At 40.7% G+C, this 19,440-nt stretch carries 18 protein-coding genes and 1 pseudogene; 11 read left to right on the forward strand and 8 right to left on the reverse strand.

Annotated elements, in window-relative coordinates; translation table 11 throughout:
• Positions 1–23: 23 nt before the first annotated feature.
• Positions 24–1,372, forward strand: a protein-coding gene (locus ADJ60_RS11350) for an IS3 family transposase (RefSeq protein WP_152907437.1) whose coding sequence is annotated in 2 segments (ribosomal slippage) — positions 24–465 and positions 465–1,372 — 1,350 coding nt in all. Because the reading frame shifts where the segments join, the coding sequence is not laid out codon by codon here.
• Between the two features lie 68 nt (positions 1,373–1,440).
• On the opposite strand, the gene ADJ60_RS10300 is transcribed toward ADJ60_RS11350, so the two are convergent.
• Together ADJ60_RS10300 and ADJ60_RS10305 are read right to left on the reverse strand one after the other, a co-directional pair.
• Positions 1,441–1,878: an Rrf2 family transcriptional regulator gene (locus ADJ60_RS10300; RefSeq protein WP_049544841.1), complete on the reverse strand. Its 438-nt coding sequence runs from the start codon at positions 1,876–1,878 to the stop codon at positions 1,441–1,443.
• Positions 1,879–1,953: 75 nt separating this feature from the next.
• The gene (locus ADJ60_RS10305; RefSeq protein WP_049544842.1) at positions 1,954–2,796 is read right to left on the reverse strand and encodes a metallophosphoesterase family protein; all 843 of its coding nucleotides are present in this window, start codon (positions 2,794–2,796) and stop codon (positions 1,954–1,956) included.
• A gap of 111 nt (positions 2,797–2,907) precedes the next feature.
• On the opposite strand from ADJ60_RS10305, the gene ADJ60_RS10310 reads away from it, so the two are divergent.
• The 4 genes from ADJ60_RS10310 (at position 2,908) to ADJ60_RS11355 (ending at position 5,353) form a co-directional block, all read left to right on the forward strand.
• Positions 2,908–3,558: a metal-dependent transcriptional regulator gene (locus ADJ60_RS10310; protein ID WP_000188519.1), complete on the forward strand. Its 651-nt coding sequence runs from the start codon at positions 2,908–2,910 to the stop codon at positions 3,556–3,558.
• A 119-nt stretch (positions 3,559–3,677) separates the two neighbouring features.
• Entirely contained in the window at positions 3,678–4,388 is a 711-nt protein-coding gene (locus ADJ60_RS10320; RefSeq protein ID WP_000749116.1) for a nicotinamide mononucleotide transporter, read from the forward strand.
• 119 nt (positions 4,389–4,507) lie between these two features.
• The gene (locus ADJ60_RS10325; RefSeq protein WP_049544843.1) at positions 4,508–4,921 is read left to right on the forward strand and encodes a hypothetical protein; all 414 of its coding nucleotides are present in this window, start codon (positions 4,508–4,510) and stop codon (positions 4,919–4,921) included.
• 18 nt (positions 4,922–4,939) lie between these two features.
• The gene (locus tag ADJ60_RS11355; RefSeq protein WP_080983394.1) at positions 4,940–5,353 is read left to right on the forward strand and encodes a hypothetical protein; all 414 of its coding nucleotides are present in this window, start codon (positions 4,940–4,942) and stop codon (positions 5,351–5,353) included.
• Positions 5,354–5,391: 38 nt separating this feature from the next.
• Here ADJ60_RS11355 and dtd read toward each other — a convergent pair whose 3' ends face one another.
• The gene (gene dtd / locus ADJ60_RS10340) at positions 5,392–5,835 is read right to left on the reverse strand and encodes a D-aminoacyl-tRNA deacylase (protein WP_049544844.1); all 444 of its coding nucleotides are present in this window, start codon (positions 5,833–5,835) and stop codon (positions 5,392–5,394) included.
• Between the two features lie 29 nt (positions 5,836–5,864).
• Positions 5,865–8,087, reverse strand: a complete 2,223-nt coding sequence (locus tag ADJ60_RS10345) for a RelA/SpoT family protein (protein ID WP_049544845.1) — start codon at positions 8,085–8,087, stop codon at positions 5,865–5,867.
• 323 nt (positions 8,088–8,410) lie between these two features.
• On the opposite strand from ADJ60_RS10345, the gene ADJ60_RS10350 reads away from it, so the two are divergent.
• Together ADJ60_RS10350 and ADJ60_RS10355 are read left to right on the forward strand one after the other, a co-directional pair.
• Positions 8,411–9,844: an N-acetylmuramoyl-L-alanine amidase gene (locus ADJ60_RS10350; protein WP_049544846.1), complete on the forward strand. Its 1,434-nt coding sequence runs from the start codon at positions 8,411–8,413 to the stop codon at positions 9,842–9,844.
• A 255-nt stretch (positions 9,845–10,099) separates the two neighbouring features.
• Complete coding sequence (locus ADJ60_RS10355; protein ID WP_049544847.1) at positions 10,100–10,729, forward strand: MBL fold metallo-hydrolase; 630 nt, start codon at positions 10,100–10,102, stop codon at positions 10,727–10,729.
• Positions 10,730–10,856: 127 nt separating this feature from the next.
• Here the strand turns inward: ADJ60_RS10355 and pepO are convergent, their stop codons facing one another.
• Complete coding sequence (pepO, locus tag ADJ60_RS10360) at positions 10,857–12,749, reverse strand: endopeptidase PepO (RefSeq protein ID WP_049544848.1); 1,893 nt, start codon at positions 12,747–12,749, stop codon at positions 10,857–10,859.
• Between the two features lie 177 nt (positions 12,750–12,926).
• On the opposite strand from pepO, the gene ADJ60_RS10365 reads away from it, so the two are divergent.
• The 4 genes from ADJ60_RS10365 (at position 12,927) to tpx (ending at position 16,175) form a co-directional block, all read left to right on the forward strand.
• Entirely contained in the window at positions 12,927–13,649 is a 723-nt protein-coding gene (locus ADJ60_RS10365; protein WP_033686841.1) for a metal ABC transporter ATP-binding protein, read from the forward strand.
• Complete coding sequence (locus ADJ60_RS10370; protein ID WP_049544849.1) at positions 13,646–14,494, forward strand: metal ABC transporter permease; 849 nt, start codon at positions 13,646–13,648, stop codon at positions 14,492–14,494. Before ADJ60_RS10365 ends, ADJ60_RS10370 begins: the two co-directional genes overlap by 4 nt.
• A 31-nt stretch (positions 14,495–14,525) precedes the next feature.
• On the forward strand, positions 14,526–15,455 hold the full coding sequence (gene psaA / locus ADJ60_RS10375) for a metal ABC transporter substrate-binding lipoprotein/adhesin PsaA (protein WP_045611179.1): 930 nt from the start codon (positions 14,526–14,528) through the stop codon (positions 15,453–15,455).
• A gap of 228 nt (positions 15,456–15,683) precedes the next feature.
• Positions 15,684–16,175, forward strand: a complete 492-nt coding sequence (gene tpx, locus ADJ60_RS10380; RefSeq protein ID WP_049544871.1) for a thiol peroxidase — start codon at positions 15,684–15,686, stop codon at positions 16,173–16,175.
• Between the two features lie 180 nt (positions 16,176–16,355).
• Here tpx and ADJ60_RS10385 read toward each other — a convergent pair.
• The 3 genes and pseudogenes from ADJ60_RS10385 to ADJ60_RS10395 form a co-directional block, all read right to left on the reverse strand.
• A pseudogene (locus tag ADJ60_RS10385) lies at positions 16,356–16,514 on the reverse strand (competence protein ComA); the annotation flags it as partial.
• 140 nt (positions 16,515–16,654) lie between these two features.
• Positions 16,655–17,287 (reverse strand): ABC transporter ATP-binding protein, encoded by a 633-nt coding sequence (locus tag ADJ60_RS10390; RefSeq protein WP_049544850.1) that lies wholly within the window; start codon positions 17,285–17,287, stop codon positions 16,655–16,657.
• 1 nt (position 17,288) lies between these two features.
• Entirely contained in the window at positions 17,289–19,304 is a 2,016-nt protein-coding gene (locus tag ADJ60_RS10395; protein ID WP_049544851.1) for a DUF1430 domain-containing protein, read from the reverse strand.
• Positions 19,305–19,440 lie beyond the last annotated feature (136 nt).

Consider the following 19,440-nt stretch of genomic DNA (forward strand, 5'->3'; position numbering starts at 1 on the left):
CTAACTTTTGGGGTGTTTTTATTATGAAATTAACTTATGATGATAAAGTTCAGATCTATGAACTTAGAAAACAAGGATATAGCTTAGAGAAGCTTTCAAATAAATTTGGGATAAACAATTCTAATATTAGGTACATGATTAAATTGATTGATCGTTATGGAATAGAGTTCGTCAAAAAAGAAAAAAATCGTTACTATTCTCCTGAATTAAAACAAGAAATGATTGATAAAGTCCTACATGAAAACTGGTCTCAAGATAGAGTTTCTCTCGAATATGCTCTCCCAAATCGTGGTATGCTTCCAAATTGGATGGCACAATACAAGAAAAACGGGTATACTATTGTTGAGAAAACAAGAGGGAGAGTACCTAAAATGGGACGTAAACCAAAGAAGAAACCCGAAGAGATGACAGAGTTAGAACGACTTCAAGCAGAAAACGAGTATCTGAGAGCGGAGAATGCTGTCCTAAAAAAGTTGAGAGAACTCCGCTTGAAGGAGGAAAAAGAGAAAGAAGAAAGACAGAAATTGTTCAAGAATTAATCACTGATTTTTCGTTAGATATTCTTCTAAAAACCATTAAACTCGCTCGTTCGACCTACTACTATCATTTGAAACAGCTAGACAAACCAGATAAGGATCAAAAGCTTAAAGCTGAAATTCAAGCTATTTTTACCGAACAAAAAGGAAATTACGGCTATCGTCGAATCCATTTAGAATTAAGAAATCGTGGTTATGTGGTCAATCATAAAAGAGTTCAACGCTTGATGAAAGTGCTCAATTTACAAGCTAGAATCCGCAAGAAACGCAAGTATTCTTCTCATAAAGGAGATGTTGGCAAGAAAGCAGACAACCTTATTCAACGCCAATTTGAAGCAGCTAAACCAATGGAAAAGTGTTATACGGACGTGACAGAATTTGCCATTCCAGCAAGCGCTCAAAAGCTTTACTTATCACCAGTTTTAGATGGCTTTAATAGCGAAATTATCGCCTATAATCTTTCAACTTCACCCAACTTAGAACAAGTAAAAACAATGTTGGAACAAGCATTCACAGAGAAGCGCTACGAGAATACGATTCTCCATAGTGACCAAGGCTGGCAATATCAACACGATTCTTATCATCAGTTTCTAGAGGGTAAGGGAATTCAAGCATCCATGTCACGTAAAGGTAACAGCCCAGACAACGGCATGATGGAATCTTTCTTTGGTATTCTGAAATCGGAGATGTTTTATGGTTATGAGAAGTCATTTGAGTCGCTCAACCAATTGGAACAAGCCATTGTAGACTATATTGATTACTACAACAATAAACGAATTAAGGTAAAACTAAAAGGACTCAGTCCTGTGCAATACAGAACTAAATCCTTCGGATAAATTAATTGTCTAACTTTTTGGGGTCAGTACAAACCTTCTCATAAGCTTTTCTTGTTTTAAAGAAGAAATCACTCCTTCATCTGACTCTCTGCATCGGCCACGACTTGTTCTAGGCTGGTCTGACCAAGCTCAGTCTCCATAGCTCGCTGGATTCTCTCCAATTTGTGATCCAAAACATCATGAATATGAGCTCCAACTGGGCAATTTGGATTTGGATTGTCATGGAAACTGAAGAGTTGACCAGTCTTACCAAGACACTCAACCGCCTGATAAACATCTAATAGACTAATGTCTTTGAGATCCTTAACAATCTCTGTTCCGCCCGTTCCGCGCGCGACTGAAATCAGCTCTGCCTTCTTCAACTGGGACAAGGTCTTTCTGATAATGACAGGATTGACCCCGACACTAGCAGCCAGAAAATCACTGGTCACCTTGCTTTCCTTCCCCTCGAGGGCGATAATTATCAGCATATGAGTCGCAATGGTAAATCTACTTGGAATTTGCATCCTCTTCTCCTTTTTACGAGGCATCCCTGCCTCTACTCTTCTGTTTCTTTTATTATACCCTTTTCAGTTGTAATGTCAATCATTACCACTTTTCAACCAAGCATCTAATTCCCTATCATAACCCTCTTTCTGGGCCAATTCACTCAGAAATTCCTGATGATGAGTATGGTGGATACCATTGACCAGACTTTCATAGTAAACCTCAAAATAGGGAAGTTTGAGATCTTTAGCCAGCTGCAATTCAGCTGCCACATCGTAGTCTACCCGTCGGAAGTCCATATCTACCAAGCCCTTGTCATCAAATTCTAGAATCATATACTGGGCCCGCAAGTCCTTCCGCAACTGAGCATCTAGAAAGAAAGGCTGCCCAATCGAACCCGGATTAACAATCAATTGTCCACCTGTCCCGTAACGAAGCAACTGCTGGTGAATATGACCATAAACAGCAATATCACAAGGCGGGTTGGTCACCAAGCGGTCAAAATCCTCTTGCGCCCCAGTATGAATCAACTCTCTGCCCCAGTTCTTATCAGGAAGATGGTGGCTAATTCCTACCGTCAAATCACCAAACTGACGATGAATCTGGAGAGGTTGATTGTGGAGCAGTTCAATTTCTTCTAGGGAAATTTCCTCTAAAACATACTGGCACTGGCGCAAGAGATAGCGTTGACTGGGACGAGTACTATCCAATTCCTTACGGACACCATGCCAAAGACTGTCTTCCCAGTTTCCCAAAACTCTAGCCGTAATCGGTAGTTGAGCCAACAAGTCCAAAATCCTTCTACGCCCTGTCCCTGGCATGAGAATGTCTCCCAAAAGCCAGTATTCATCCACTCCTAGCTCCCGAGCATCTGCCAAAACTGCCTCTAAAGCAGTGGTATTGCCATGAATATCTGAAAGAAGAGCTATTTTCGTCATATCCATCTCCTCGTTTTTTCTCTTGCAATAAGTATAACATAAAAAGTCACAGCTAGAGAAATCTAGCTTTTTTTGATATACTAGATAAAGATATTAGACAAGAGGAAACGAATGACCCCGAATAAAGAAGATTATCTAAAGTGTATTTATGAAATTGGCATAGACCTGCATAAAATTACCAACAAGGAAATTGCTGCCCGCATGCAAGTCTCTCCCCCTGCTGTAACTGAAATGATTAAACGGATGAAGAGCGAAAACCTCATCCTCAAGGACAAGGAATGTGGCTATCTACTGACTGACCTCGGCCTCAAACTGGTCTCTGAGCTCTATCGTAAACACCGCTTGATTGAAGTTTTTCTAGTTCATCATTTAGACTATACTAGTGACCAGATTCATGAAGAAGCTGAGGTATTGGAACATACTGTCTCTGAGCTATTCGTTGAGAGACTAGAAAAATTACTTGGATTCCCCAAGACCTGCCCTCACGGAGGAACTATTCCTGCCAAGGGAGAACTCTTAGTTGAAATCAATAACCTACCACTAGCTGATATCAAAGAGAGTGGATCCTACCGTCTAACTCGGGTGCACGATAGTTTTGACATTCTCAATTATCTGGACAAGCACTCACTTCACATCGGTGATCCGCTCCAAGTCAAGCAGTTTGATGGCTTCAGCAACACCTTTACTATCCTTAGTAAAGACGAGGATTTACAAGTGAATATGGACATTGCAACACAACTCTATGTCGAGAAAATCAACTAATTTCTCAAGTCCCCTACCAACCCTGAAAGTTTTATTTTCAGGGTTTTATTTCTATCATTTGATTTTGCTTTCATTTAGTTGTAGAATGTTTGTAAAAAACAAGAAAGATAGTTTAACATATGAAGAAATCACTAAAAATTTTTGCTACATCTAAATGGTTTGACCTCTTTGGAGTTGCTCTGGTCGTTGGGATTGCAATTGCATCTGGTTACCTCAACTCACGTCTCGACAAATTTGTAGACTGGGGACCATGGACTGCTCTTGTTCCTTTTGGATTGATTTCCGTAACCAACGTTGGCATTTCCATGTTGTCCACTCGTTTCACGGGAAAATTAAGCAAATGGGGAAATTACTTTGGTATTGTTAATACCATTTTGTCTGGTACCATTGATTATATCCTTGGAAATAAGGCGGCCATTATCACCTATCCTGTCACCTTCCTCATTTATACCTTTGCTATTAAGAAATGGGAAGCTTCGCAAGAAGGCAGACCCAACCAAATGAGCCAAAAACAGGTAAAATTGGCGGCCATCATCATTTCCATCATCGCCTTCCTCTTTGCCTTTGTGACCAACTATATCGGATATGGGGGCAAGATGAATCTCCTTGCCTACGTAACAACTATTGCCTTTGCACTGTCCCTCATTGCCAATGCTTTTAACGCATTGAAACTAACAACTCAGTGGGGCTTTTGGTTGATTTACAATTTCGTTCAGCTGACAAAAGCTGGTATTCAAGGAAATTTTGCCAATATCGGAAAATACATCTTTTATATCCTCAATGCAATCGGAGCTTTATTTGTCTGGAATGATGAAGAGGTGGAACAATAAGAGGGAAATCAAATAAAGAAATCTAACTGAATCTCCTTACTAAAATTTTTTATCATTTTAGTTGTAACTTCCATTCTTTTGGAGTAGAATGAAGATAGATAAAAGAGGGAGGTCTTGTCATGAAAAAACTCTTTAGAATCCATTTTACAGCAATTGCAGTTATCGATTTGCTACTATTCGCATTTTTCAGTAAAAGACCCGATACATCTTTGGGGTGGCTCTTGCTATCTGGTTTTATTTTCCTCCTTACTCAAGGACTCCTGTTATTTCGCTTGGTTGTCCGACTCAAACATCAATTCGCTGAGATTTATCCTCAAATCAATAAAAAGATTCGCTTCTACTATTTAGGGGTTCTCTCCATTGATTTTCTATTTTTTGTCCTCTTAGCCTTCATTAGTTCTCAGCGTTTTTACTCTCTTATGCCAATCATCACTGCTTGTCATTCTACTTTATATTATATGACGGCTGACTACCTAAGAGAACACTATCCAGATTTTTACGATAAACACATCTCTTTATGGGAGTGTCTCTAAGGGAAAGGAGGTTTTAGCATGAAAAAAATCATCTCCATCAAAACCATTCAACTCCTTATCATCGATGGAATTATGCTGGCATTTTTGACATTTAAAGAGGGACTTACTTGGGATTGGATGTTGATTTATAGCGCTTGGCTCATTTTCTTTCATCCTGTGCTATTGACCTATCTTTCCAACCAACTTTGTGACTACTTTAGTCACCTCTATTCCCAGATTAGACCAAGATTCTGGCGTTTTGCCTTACAAATCCTCCTATGGGATAGCCTGATCATTCTCTCCTTGCTGTTTTTAAGAGTTATTCCACTTTTCCTTCAGGGAACTCTCCTAACCCTAGGACACCTCATCCCTTCCTATCGCATAAGCCAAAGCCTGAAAAGAGATTTTCCTAAGGCCTATCAGAAACAGATTTCATTTTGGAGTATTTTATGATAGATAAGAAAAACCAAGCCGGCTGGACTTGGTCTTTCTTATCTATTTTTCGTATCAAGGATAATGGTGACTGGTCCGTCATTGACCAGCTCAACCTGCATATCCGCTCCAAAAATACCTGTCTGAACGGGCACTTCTTGCGCTAGTTTTTGATTGAAAGTATCATAGAAGTCTGATGCCCTATCAGGCTTGGCTGCACCTGTAAAGGCTGGACGATTGCCTTTCTTAGTATCCGCAAAGAGGGTAAACTGAGAAATAGAGAGGATTTCTCCTTCAATATCTTTGACAGACAGGTTCATCTTGCCTTCTGCGTCTGAAAAAATCCGCATATTGACCAGTTTTCTCACAGCATAGTCCAAATCTTCCTCTTGGTCCTCTGGTCCAACACCAACCAGCAATAAGAGTCCCTGATTGATTTTTCCCTGAACCTGACCTTCGATACTCACTTGGGCTTTTGTAACCCGTTGGATAATGATTTTCATAATAGCCTTTCTAGTAAGGGCTAGGGCAATTAACCGTTAGTCCGTTTGACAGAGTAAACTTCTGGCACACTCTTAATCTTGTCCACGACCGTAGTCAGCGTCGAGAGGTTGGCAATGCCGAAGGATACATGGATATTAGCAAACTTCATATCCTTGGTTGGTTGAGCGTTGACTGTTGATATATTCTTGGTTGTGTTTGAAAGAACTTGCAGTACATCATTCAACAGTCCTGTACGGTTGAGACCATAGATATCGATATGAGCTACATACTCCTTATTTGAGTTTGAATACTGATCTTCCCACTCCACATCAAGGAGACGTTGCTCGTAGTTTTCTTGGGCACGCAGGTTCATACAGTCCACACGGTGAATAGCTACACCACGACCCTTGGTAATGTAGCCGACAATATCGTCACCAGGAACAGGATTACAACACTTGGCAATCCGCACTAGGAGACCTGAGGCACCTTCAATGACCACTCCACCCTCATGCTTAACCTTGAGGGTTTCTTTGTTTTCAACCTTGATCTCGCCACCTTTGACAAGCTCTTCTGCTTCCGCCTTGGCCTTAGCACGTTCTTCCTCACGACGTTCCTTTTCAGTCAGACGGTTAAAGACAGTAATAGCTCCAATTTCTCCAAAACCAATAGCCGCAAAGAGGGACTCTTCTGTCTTGTAGCTGGTCTTTTGCAGAACTTGGTCCATATGACGCTTGTCCATGAATTTATTGGCCACATAGCCATTTTCTTGGAACTGAGCCATCAGCATCTCACGGCCCTTGTTGACAGATAATTCCTTGTCTTGGTTTTTAAAGAACTGACGAATCTTGTTGCGCGCCTTGCTGGTCTTAACCATATTGAGCCAGTCACGGCTCGGCCCAAAGGAGTTGGGGTTGGTGACAATTTCAACCTGATCCCCGGTCTTGAGCTTGGTTGTCAGTGGAACCATACGACCATTGACCTTGGCACCAGTTGCTTTTTCCCCAACTTTTGTATGGATTTCATAGGCAAAGTCAATCGGTCCTGAATCTTTTGGAAGGGAGCGGACAGCTCCATCTGGGGTAAAGACGTAAATCTCCTCGGCTAAATAGTTTTCCTTAACTGAATCGACAAATTCCTTGGCATCATCAGCCTGATCTTGGAGCTCCATCATTTCCTTGATCCAGTTCATTCCAATGGCTGATTCCTTGCTGTTAACCTGCCCCTTGATGCCTTTCTTATAAGCCCAGTGAGCCGCAACCCCGTACTCAGCCACCTCGTGCATTTCCTTGGTCCGAATCTGGAATTCGATTGGCCCTTTTGGTCCATAAACAGTCGTATGGATAGACTGGTAACCATTGGCCTTACGGTTAGCGATATAGTCTTTAAAGCGACCTGGCATTGGTTTCCAAAGTTCATGCACATAACCAAGCATGGCATAAACATCACTTTGGGTATCTAAAATACAACGAATAGCAATCAGATCATAGATTTCCTCAAACCGTTTTCTCTTATCCTGCATTTTGCGGAAAATCGAGTAAATATGCTTGGGACGACCGTAAATCTTCCCATTTAGATGACGATCTGTCGTATATTCCTCTAATTTTGTGACCACCTCATCCACCAAGGCTTCACGCTCTCTGCGTTTTTCCTTCATCATATGGGTAATCTTGTAAAACTCCGTTGGGTTGAGATAACGGAAAGATAGGTCTTCCAATTCCCATTTGACACTGGAAATCCCCAAACGGTGGGCAAGTGGGGCATATATTTCCATGGTTTCTTTAGAAATACGCTCCTGCTTGTCTTTTCGAAGGTGTTTCAGAGTCCGCATATTGTGCAAGCGGTCAGATAGTTTAACCAAGATAACGCGGATGTCCTCAGACATGGCCATGAGCATCTTGCGATGATTTTCTGCCAACTGCTCTTCGTGAGACTTGTATTTGACCTTACCAAGCTTGGTAACCCCATCTACGATTACCCGCACATCAGGACCAAACTCTCTTTCCAAATCGTCCAAGGTCGCATCTGTATCTTCCACCACGTCATGCAAGAAACCACAAGCTACCGTTACAGCATCCAGCTTGAGCTTAGCTAAAATACCTGCCACTTGGATGGGGTGAATGATATAAGGCTCACCTGATTGGCGATATTGACCACAATGGCAATCCACCGCATAGACCAAGGCCTTATGGACAAAATGGACATCCTCTTCCGTCAAATATTCTTTGGTTAAAGCGACAACTTCTTCGCCTGTTAAATTCACTTCTTTCGGCATCTCTACTCTCCAATTCTTCCTACCATTTTATCACTTTTTTAAGAATATGAAAACTAGAAAAAGAGGATTCTAAAGCTTATTCAAGTTGTTGGGAAGGAGGATAAAAAAAGCTTCACACTAAAACAATAAAATTATCTGATTTCATCTATCTTTTTTGATATAGGCTACACTAAAAGTCAGCGAAATGAAAATACATTCTTCTTTTTTCAATAAATAAGGTTTGATATTTTGGTAATTTTCTGACTTTTTTAGTGTATAATGGTAATAAGAACAGTTTTTTACGATAATTACTGAAATTTCATTTCTCTAGAAAGGTAAACAATATGAAATCACACAAAAGACTGACACTTTTAGCTTTGGCTGTTCTTGGCTTATCCAGCCAAGTCGTTTTTGCTGACGATACGAGTCATTCCACTACTGCCCCTATAACTAGTTCAACTAGTAGCTCAATAAATACTTCCACTAGCAATTCTACTAGTAATTCTCAAGCTAGTACAGAAACTTCGTCGAGCACAGCTAGTTCAAGTGAGCAAGAAAGCAAACCTTCTCTTTCTAGGGAAACCAAACCCAATCAACCTATACAAACTGGCTGGGTAAAAGAGGGGAACAAGTGGACTTTTTATAGTCAAACTGGGGTCAAATTTACAGATACTCTCTATGATGGTTATTTCTTTGATAGTCATGGCTACTTGCTTGAAAACAGCTGGTACCAAATGGGAAATAATTGGTACTATATCAATGGTTCAGGTAAATATTTATCCAACCAATGGAGCCAAATCAATGGCAAGTGGTATGCTTTTGATGGCTACGGTAGAATGTTGTCAAATGTCTGGAAAGGCGATTACTACCTCAAATCCAGTGGTGCTATGGCAGATAAGGAATGGGTCTACGACCAAAGCTACTCTAGTTGGTTTTACCTAAAATCTGGCGGACGCTATGCCCAAAAACAATGGATTGGTTCCTACTACCTCAAATCTGGTGGCTACATGGCCCATAAGGAATGGATTTATGACCCGGACTATCAAGCTTGGTACTATCTTAAGGACGATGGTGTGTATGTCACAGGAACCTATGCAGTGGATGGCAAAAACCAGCTCTTCCAAGGAAATGGAAAATGGGTTCGTGAATTAGCACAAGGTTTTCAAAAAGGACATTACTCTAAAACTATCTTTCTCGATCCAGGTCACGGTGGTAAGGATCGCGGGGCTTATTACTATGGCATAGCTGAGAAAGAATTAAACCTACAAGTTTATCGTAAGCTACGTAAACGACTAGAAGGACTCGGCTATACCGTTCTCACCTCTCGAGATAGTGATATAGACGTTGATTTTATTACCGAGCGTTCTCGCATGGTCAACAAGACCAATGCTGACTTTTTCATCAGCCTTCATTTCAATGCAAAAGGGAATGATACAACCGTTAACCTAGGTATCCAGACCTATTCTTACAAGGATGAATCTGGTTTCCCTAGCAAGATTAACAAGGATTGGCACAACAATCCTGAACGGATGAGTGAAAGTAATCGTCTCGCAGCCGATATCCATTCTTCACTACTAGCTGAAACTGGAGCTAGAGATGCTGGGCTCTTGCAAGCAACCTTTGCTGTTCTCCGTGAAACAGCTAAACCAGCTGTTTTGCTAGAGATGGGATATATGGATAATCCAGAAGAAAACCAAAAAATCCGCAGTAGTGACTACCAAGATAAACTAGTTGAAGGGATTGTCAAGGGAATCCAAAAATATTATGCTGGCAATTAAAGCAATCTAAGCCTCGAACTTATTCGGGGCTTATTTTTTATCCAAACCATCTTCTTCTTTCTAGACCTATTTCCTTTTCCAGCTTATTCTCCCCAACTGTGCTATACTTAATGTATACTCAATGAAAATCAAAAAGCAAACTAGGAAACTAGCCGCAGGCTGCTCAAAGCACCGCTTTGAGGTTGTAGATAAAGCTGATGCGGTTTGAAGAGATTTTCGAAGAGTATTAGTACATTCTTTGAGATTGGAGCTAGTATGAAAATCCATAAAACCGTGAATCCTGTTGCCTATGAAAATACCTATTACCTAGAGGGTGAAAAACACCTCATCGTCGTCGATCCTGGTAGCCATTGGGAAGCTATTCGTCAGACAATAGAGAACATCAACAAACCGATCTGTGCCATTCTATTGACCCACGCCCATTATGACCATATCATGAGTCTGGACTTGGTTCGCGAGACTTTTGGCAATCCTCCGGTCTATATCGCAAAGAGCGAAGCCAGCTGGCTCTACACTCCTGTCGATAATCTCTCTGGTCTCCCTCGTCACGATGATATGGCAGATGTGGTCGCAAAACCTGCAGAACACACTTTTATCTTTCACGAAGAATACCAATTAGAGGAATTTCGTTTCACTGTCTTGCCAACACCAGGGCATTCTATCGGTGGTGTTTCCCTAGTCTTTCCTGATGCTCACCTAGTCTTGACAGGAGATGCCCTATTCCGTGAAACCATCGGACGAACAGACCTTCCGACTGGTAGCATGGAGCAACTCCTTCATAGTATACAGACCCAACTTTTCACCCTGCCAAACTACGATGTTTATCCAGGACATGGTCCAGCTACTACTATTGCTCACGAAAAAACCTTCAATCCTTTTTTCTAGCAAGATGATGACAATCAATAGCGCAATTTAAGTAAACTATCCAGCAAATCTTTCAATTATAAAAGGCATCCTATCAAGGTTCTCACACCTGATTGGATGCCTTTTTCTGATGACTAGATTTTTTGCCTTACCAAATAATCACACGGTCTTCTGGTGAACGCCACATTCCATCACTTTCTTTGACATCATAGGTTGTAAAGAAATCATCGAAGTTTGGTACTTGCACATTGACACGGAGTTTGGCTGGCGCGTGCACATCGACGCTAGCCAAAAGTTTCATAAATTCTGGACGACCTTTCATGCGCCAGATGCGACCGAAGTTGTAGAAGAATTCTTCTGCTGAGAAGTCTGCTTCTCTCTTAGCTGCTTCAAGCGCTGCTGCGATTCCTCCCAAGTCAGCCACATTTTCTGATACAGTCAATTTACCGTTGATGGTTGCTCCATAAGAATCCTGTCCATCAAACTGGTCAATGACTTTTTGTGTTTTCTCCTTGAAGGCAGCATAGTCACTCTCTGTCCACCAATCCTTTAGGCTACCATTTTCATCAAAGGAAGCTCCGTTGGTATCAAAGGCGTGGGAAATTTCATGGGCAATAACCGCCCCAATACCACCGTAGTTAGCAGAAGATGACTGATGCAAGTCATAGAAAGGCGCCTGCAAAATAGCCGCTGGGAAGACAATCAGGTTCTTCTGTGGATTGTAGTAGGCATTGACCATATGAGCAGGCATGCCCCATTCCTTATAGTCCACAGGCTGATTCCACTTGCTCCAACTGTGCTTGATTTCCACACGCGCAAAGGCTAGAGCATTGTCAAAAAGACTAACATTTTCATCCACTACCTTGTCCTTATAGCGTTCTGGTAATTCTTCAGGGTAACCGATATAAGGCTTGATGACATTGAGTTTGACGATGGCCTTGTCACGAGTTTCAGGAGTCAGCCAGTCATTTTTAGCCAAGCGTTCCTTATAGACATCAATCATAGTTGCTACTTTTTTCTCCACATCCGCCTTAGCCTCTGGAGAGAATTTTTCATGGGCATACCAAAGACCTAAGGCTTGTTTGAAAGGACCTTGTGCTAGTTGATAAGCTGCCTTGACCTTGTCTTTGGCTTCTGGAACTCCTGAAAGCGCACGGCTATAGGCACCTGACAAGACACGGATTTCTTCTGTTAAATAGCTGGTTGAGAGATTCACAACACTTAAAATTAAGGTTGCCTTGAGGAGAGGCCAGGCCTCTTCACTATAGAATTGGTCTGCTGCTTGCCAGAAACGTTCTTCGTCTACAATAACCTTGTCTGGTACTTGTCCAAGAACGGCTTGGAAAAAGTCATCCAAAGGTAGGGCAGACGCAAATTTCTTGAAATCTTCGTAAGCATATGGATGGTAAAGTTTAGCATACTCTGAACTTTCTTCATTAGAGAGCACCACTGCCGCAACTCGACGGTCCAATTCTAGTCTTTTCTCTAGCAAGTCTTCGATTTCTTCATCAGAGAAATCATAGGCTTTAAGGAGATTAGAAGTACTTTCTTTCCAAAGGTTCAACAATTCCTCACGCTGAGGATGGTCTTCAGCATAGTAGGTCGTATCTGGCAGGATTGTGCTTGGGGCACTAGCCCAAAGAACATTGATTCTGGCATCCATAAAGTCTGGTGATACACCAAAAGGAAGGAAGTTTGGTTTTCCAGCAAGCTCAAACTCTGCTAGTTTAGCTGTAAAATCCGCAAAAGTCTCCAATTCTTGAAATTCTTTAAGAAGTGGTAAGACAGGAGTGATACCGTCAGCTTCTCTCTTGTCAAAATCACGAACTAGGCGGTGGTATTTGACAAAGTTTGCCAAGATAGCATCCTCAGTCACCTCTTCACCTGTCAACCACTTGTCTGTTGTCGCCAACATCAAGTCTTCAATTTCCTGATCTAAATCAACAAAACCTCCCGTTTGAGATTTATCTGCTGGGATTTCAGCAGTCTTCTGCCATTCTCCATTGATTGCATCATAAAAATCATCTTGATAACGTGTCATCTTGTTCTCACTTTCATTTGTACTTGTTTTTAGCTTAACAAAAATTACCTGGGAATGCAATTAAAAATGAACTGATATTTTCTATTGTTTTTCAGTTATTATTTTAATTTTTTTAAAAATTAACTTGACTTAATTTTTTTTTTAAGGTATATTAAGAGGCAGGAGGAATACAAGTTTATGATACGTATTGAAAACCTCAGTGTCTCCTACAAAGAAACGTTGGCACTTAAGGATATTTCACTAGTGCTCCATGGACCAACAATTACCGGTATCATTGGTCCGAACGGTGCTGGAAAATCAACATTATTAAAAGGGATGCTGGGAATTATCCCACATCAAGGTCAGGCATTTCTCGATGACAAGGAAGTTAAAAAATCCTTACACCGAATCGCCTATGTCGAACAAAAAATCAATATCGACTACAACTTTCCCATCAAGGTCAAGGAATGTGTCTCGCTAGGACTATTTCCTTCTATTCCTCTCTTTCGCAGTTTAAATGCTAAACATTGGAAAAAAGTAGAGGAAGCCCTTGAAATCGTCGGCCTAGCTGACTACGCTGAACGTCAAATCAGTCAACTGTCTGGAGGTCAATTCCAGCGGGTCTTGATTGCCAGATGTTTGGTGCAGGAAGCCGATTATATCCTCTTGGATGAACCCTTTGTTGGGATTGACTCTGTCAGTGAGGAAATCATCATGAATACGCTGAGAGATTTGAAAAAAGCTGGTAAGACGGTTCTCATCGTTCACCACGACCTCAGCAAGGTTTCCCACTACTTCGATCAAGTCTTACTTGTCAATCGAGAAGTGATTGCCTTTGGTCCAACCAAAGAAACCTTTACCGAAGCCAATCTCAAAGAAGCTTACGGTAATCGACTCTTTTTCAATGGAGGTGACCTATGATTGCAGAATTTATCGATGGATTGCAAAAATTCCATTTCCTACAAAATGCCTTGATAACAGCTATTGTCATTGGGGTCGTAGCTGGAGCTGTGGGATGTTTCATCATCCTACGCGGGATGTCACTCATGGGAGATGCCATTTCACATGCTGTCTTGCCAGGTGTAGCCCTCTCCTTTATCTTGGGCCTTGACTTCTTTATCGGAGCCATTGTCTTCGGACTACTAGCTGCTATCATCATTACCTACATCAAGGGAAACTCGATTATCAAAAGCGATACCGCCATCGGCATTACCTTTTCTTCTTTCTTAGCCCTCGGTATCATCTTGATTAGTGTCGCTAAAAGTTCAACTGACCTTTTCCATATTCTTTTTGGTAATATCCTGGCCGTCCAAGATACGGATATGTTTATTACTATGGGTGTGGGGGCAGCCATTCTCTTGTTAATCTGGATTTTCTTCAAGCAACTCTTGATAACATCCTTTGATGAACTATTGGCTAAAGCCATGGGAATGCCTGTCAATTTCTATCACTACCTTCTCATGGTACTCTTGACTCTCGTGTCTGTGACAGCCATGCAAAGTGTCGGAACTATCCTGATTGTAGCCATGCTGATTACCCCAGCTGCAACTGCTTATCTTTATGCTAATAGCCTGAAAAGCATGATTTTCCTTTCCTCAACCTTTGGAGCTGCAGCTTCAGTTTTGGGACTCTTTATCGGCTATAGCTTTAACGTTGCGGCAGGTTCTAGTATCGTGCTTACAGCTGCTAGTTTCTTTCTCATTAGCTTCTTTATCGCTCCAAAACAACGATATTTGAAACTGAAAAATAAACATTTGTTAAAATAAGGGGCAAAACCCCAATAAATTGGAGGATCTAATGAAAAAATTAGGTACATTACTCGTTCTCTTTCTTTCCGTCATTGCTCTTGTAGCATGTACTAGTGGAAAAAAAGATGCAGCTTCTGGTCAAAAACTAAAAGTTGTTGCTACAAACTCAATCATCGCTGATATTACTAAAAATATTGCTGGTGACAAGATTGATCTTCACAGTATCGTTCCTGTTGGTCAAGACCCACATGAATACGAACCACTCCCTGAAGACGTTAAGAAAACTTCTCAAGCTGATTTGATTTTCTATAACGGGATCAACCTTGAAACAGGTGGTAATGCTTGGTTTACAAAATTGGTAGAAAATGCCAAGAAAACTGAAAACAAAGACTACTTTGCAGTCAGCGAAGGCGTTGATGTTATCTACCTTGAAGGTCAAAATGAAAAAGGTAAAGAAGACCCACACGCTTGGCTTAACCTTGAAAACGGGATGATCTTTGCTAAAAATATCGCAAAACAATTGAGCGCTAAAGACCCTAGCAACAAGGAATTCTACGAAAAAAATCTTAAAGAATATACTGATAAGCTAGACAAACTTGACAAGGAAGCTAAAGAGAAATTTAACAACATCCCTGCTGAGAAGAAATTGATCGTAACCAGTGAAGGATGCTTCAAATACTTCTCTAAAGCCTACGGTGTCCCAAGTGCCTATATTTGGGAAATCAATACTGAAGAAGAAGGAACTCCTGACCAAATCAAGACCTTGGTTGAAAAACTTCGCCAAACAAAAACTCCTTCCCTCTTTGTAGAATCAAGTGTGGATGACCGTCCAATGAAGACTGTTTCACAAGACACAAACATCCCAATCTACGCACAAATCTTTACTGACTCTATCGCAGAACAAGGTAAAGAAGGCGATAGCTACTACAACATGATGAAATACAACCTTGACAAGATTGCTGAAGGATTGGCAAAATAATACTCTTCGAAAATCAAATTCAAACCACGTCAGCGTCGCCTTGCCGTACTCAAGTACAGCCTGTGGCTAGCTTCCTAGTTTGCTCTTTGATTTTCATTGAGTATAAGCCTCTGAAAAACGTCATTCTCTCATGAGCTGGCGTTTTTTCTATGCCCATATTTCCGGTCAAATCATTGGAAAATTCCGACTGTTTCAGCTAAAATGGAAGAAAAAAGATTGGAGTATCCTATGGTAATTTTTCTCGGAAATCCTGTGAGCTTTACAGGTAAACAACTACAAGTCGGCGACAAGGCACTTGATTTTTCACTCACTACAACAGACCTTTCTAAAAAATCTCTGGCTGATTTTGATGGGAAGAAAAAAGTCTTGAGTGTCGTGCCTTCTATCGATACAGGCATCTGCTCAACTCAAACGCGTCGTTTTAATGAAGAACTGGCTGGACTGGATAATACGGTTGTCTTGACTGTTTCAATGGACCTTCCTTTTGCCCAAAAACGTTGGTGTGGTGCTGAAGGTATTGAAAATGCCATCATGCTCTCAGACTATTTCGACCATTCCTTTGGACGTGATTATGCCCTCTTAATCAATGAGTGGCATCTATTGGCACGCGCAGTCTTTGTCCTCGATACTGACAATACTATTCACTACGTTGAATACGTGGACAATATCAACTCTGAACCAAACTTCGAAGCTGCAATTGCAGCTGCTAAAGCCCTATAGAAAAAATCCTCTGTCACAAGGAGTTCCCTACTCTTTGAAACGGAGGATTTTTCTTATTCTTTAATTATTGTTTATTTTGAAATGAATCCTTCAAAATCTTTTAGTTGAAAATTATATTTTTCAGTGAGTAACACATTATCCACTGCAACATCTTCTCCCAATGGGTAAATATTTCTTTTGAAACAGTTGTAGGAGGAAAACCTCTCCTACACTATTATTGATTCTGATAGAAAATTGCAAAATATCATCTACCAAACTTTCAATTATTAAGATTTTTTACAGTTTATCTGAATTAGAATCGCAAGGCTTCTCAATAATATAATTGTCGAATTTTTTCAATCTAACTTCCTCTCCACTATTTCTTCCTTTATCAAGAAAAAGTTACCTCAATATTAATAAAGTACAATTCTAAATTAACTCCAATTATTGATTCATGATAATATTTCAGTAACTCATCGTGCAATTAAAAACAAGGATTTTTATTTCAGACGATCCATCGTGAACACTTCATCAGCCATCTCCCAAATTGCCGGATTATGTGTTGCGATAATGATTAGCCTATTATCATCTCGAAGAGATAGCAAAATCTCCATAATCAACTGAGAGGTTGCTGGGTCTATTGAAGCTGTTGGCTCATCTGCCAGAATAAAGGGTGGATTCTTTAAGATAACTTTTGCCAAGGCAACCCGTTGCGATTCTCCGCCCGATAACTCAAAGATGCGCTTATCTAGGTCAAGATAATCCAGGCCGACCTGTTCTAAAGCCTGCTTCTGCCTCAACCGCCGTTCCGCCCGACTCAACTTTTGACCAATGAGACCTAGCTTAAGGTTTTCTTCAATACTTTGGTTTTCAATTAAGCCAAAGTTCTGGAAGAGGTAGCCCAATTCGTGACGGAAAAAATCACTCGATTTATAATTGGTCAAGTCTTTACCTCGGTAAAAAATCGTCCCATCATAAGATTCTAATTTCCCAATCATGTTCATCAAGGTTGTTTTTCCGCTACCACTTGAACCAATTAAGGCATAGACTTTTCCAGCCTCAAATGTTATTGAAAGATTCGAAAATAACTCTCGTTCTCCAAAAGATTTACTCACCTGTTTAAGTTCAATCATATTAACCTCCCTTCAAAACAAGCATGGACATCTTGTTTTCTTTCTGCATTTGGACATGTAACTGTAAAAGAGATAGACCAGTAAAGAGTAACAAGACTAAGAAAGCAACTACTATCTCTACCATAAGAAATACACTCGCAACAAATCCCAGTAAAAACACACCCAGTTGAGCAAAGAGATAAGTGCGATGGATTTCTAAGAACCTGAGACCTGCAATGCGTTTGATAAAAATGGCACGTCTAAATTCTTCAAAGTAGAGCCTATTCATAGTGTTAAACAACAAGATTGAAGTTGCAATCCCAAGCACAGCTCCTGCTAGCATTACCCAACGTTCCCTCTGGATATTATCCAATAATGTGATGTAGTTGTGGTAACCTGTTTGCATTTCTGAGACCCAATTTTCAATGCCTTGTCTCTGGATAAGCTCCTGGGCATCAGACAATTGATTAAAGAGAACGTAGTTCTGTACTGCGTCTACCCAAAACACAATGGACTGTGGACCAGTTGATTGGGGTGTTATAACAATGATGATTGGATCTTTCAAAAACTGCTGGTAAGAAATAGGGGTCGTATTATACACAAAACGATCATGACCTGATTCCAAATAACCTACCGTAGCAGTCATTTGCTGTCGTTCATCTTTACTAGACATGCGACTGGTTAAGTCGTCTTCAAAAACAGATTTATAATGTTCTTCCTCTGAACGGAGGTGTTCAGGCAGCAATAAGACAAACTCCCCTACATCAAGGTGATTCATCTTTTGCTTAATAGTTGTATCTACAGGAATGTTTTGACGCTCCAAGTATTGCGGTGTGACGATAAGGACATTGCCATTCGGGCTGTAATTGTGCCATTCTGTAGAGGTTGTCAAGTTTTTGGAGGAAGCCATGCCATTTTGCAAAGTACGGTCAATTAACTGGTGTCTAGATAAGAAAGCCTTTTGTTCTGAAACAGCCAGATCCATCAATTGATACCAAGTTCTGAGTTTTCTTTGAGCTTGTTCATCAAAACCAGGACTCGTTCCTTCACGGCTGATTGATAGGATAGTCAGTTGCCTTTCCTGACTCCAAACCTCTTGTCCAATCCGATGCTGTTGCCAGGCTTGGGAATACTTTAAGCTACTCCCTATTCCCAGCGTTACAATAATAATCGCTAATAGTTGACCGATTAAAATCAAACTAATGATTCCTCTGACAGGCACTTGCCCTTTTATAATCTGCATCAGGTGTATCTTTTTTATCCCAACTGCGAAGAGTTGAGCGAAAAACAGGGAGATCGACAACAAGATGAGATTATAACAGAGCAAGCCTGCTCCTATGGTCATTAGGGATTGCGTTGGAAGCGACAGAATTTTTTGCATAAGAATGGCGAGCACGCCAGCTAAACTGAAACCAACAGCTATCCCTTTCAAATCCTCACCAACTGGTCTAAGGAAAATGGACCACCGTTTCTCTCCTGAAATGAGGCGAATGCCCGACGAACGTAATTGGCTAATTTGACTAATTAAAGTCAGTGCTCCAAAGGTTAAGATGAAAATCAATAGACTGATTAACTGAAATCCGTTACTAAAGATAGCCATTAACGTAGATAGTTTAGATGGAATTGTCAGGTGCATGTTAGTCAAGCCAAGTTGACTTAGCTCCTCCCTTAGCAAGTGAATATCTAGGTTTCCATTGAATACAAAATAGTTTGTTTCAACACTACTACTTTGAGCATCTTCTAGATTTTTTTCCTGTAGCCCATCAGGCAACTTTCCGTTCCCAAAGGTCGTATAAGAAAACACTGGAGTACCTTCTGAGTTAGGATCCTGGTGTTGAATCGCAATAAAGCTATCCGTTTCTTCTGCTAGTTTTTCCAAGCGTGTAGCAACATGCTGAAAAGTTGTTTCAGGGGAAGAATCACGTACAACAACGTTGGGGTAATAATGGGAAACATATGTATCAGTCCAAATGGTAAATACCCAAACAAAGAACAAACTAGCAAGCAGGTTGGATATGAGTATAAATAATTTTTTCATAGTGCATTCCTTATTCTAAAGCAGAGGGCAGAAATACCCCTGCCCTCTATAAACTAACAAGCTTACTAAACTATTGATAAAAGAATCTTCTTCAATTATTCTTTACCATCCCGCATCAAATGTAATTTGCTCCCCA

The organism is Streptococcus pseudopneumoniae, assembly GCF_001076775.1.
Classification (GTDB): domain Bacteria; phylum Bacillota; class Bacilli; order Lactobacillales; family Streptococcaceae; genus Streptococcus; species Streptococcus pseudopneumoniae_G.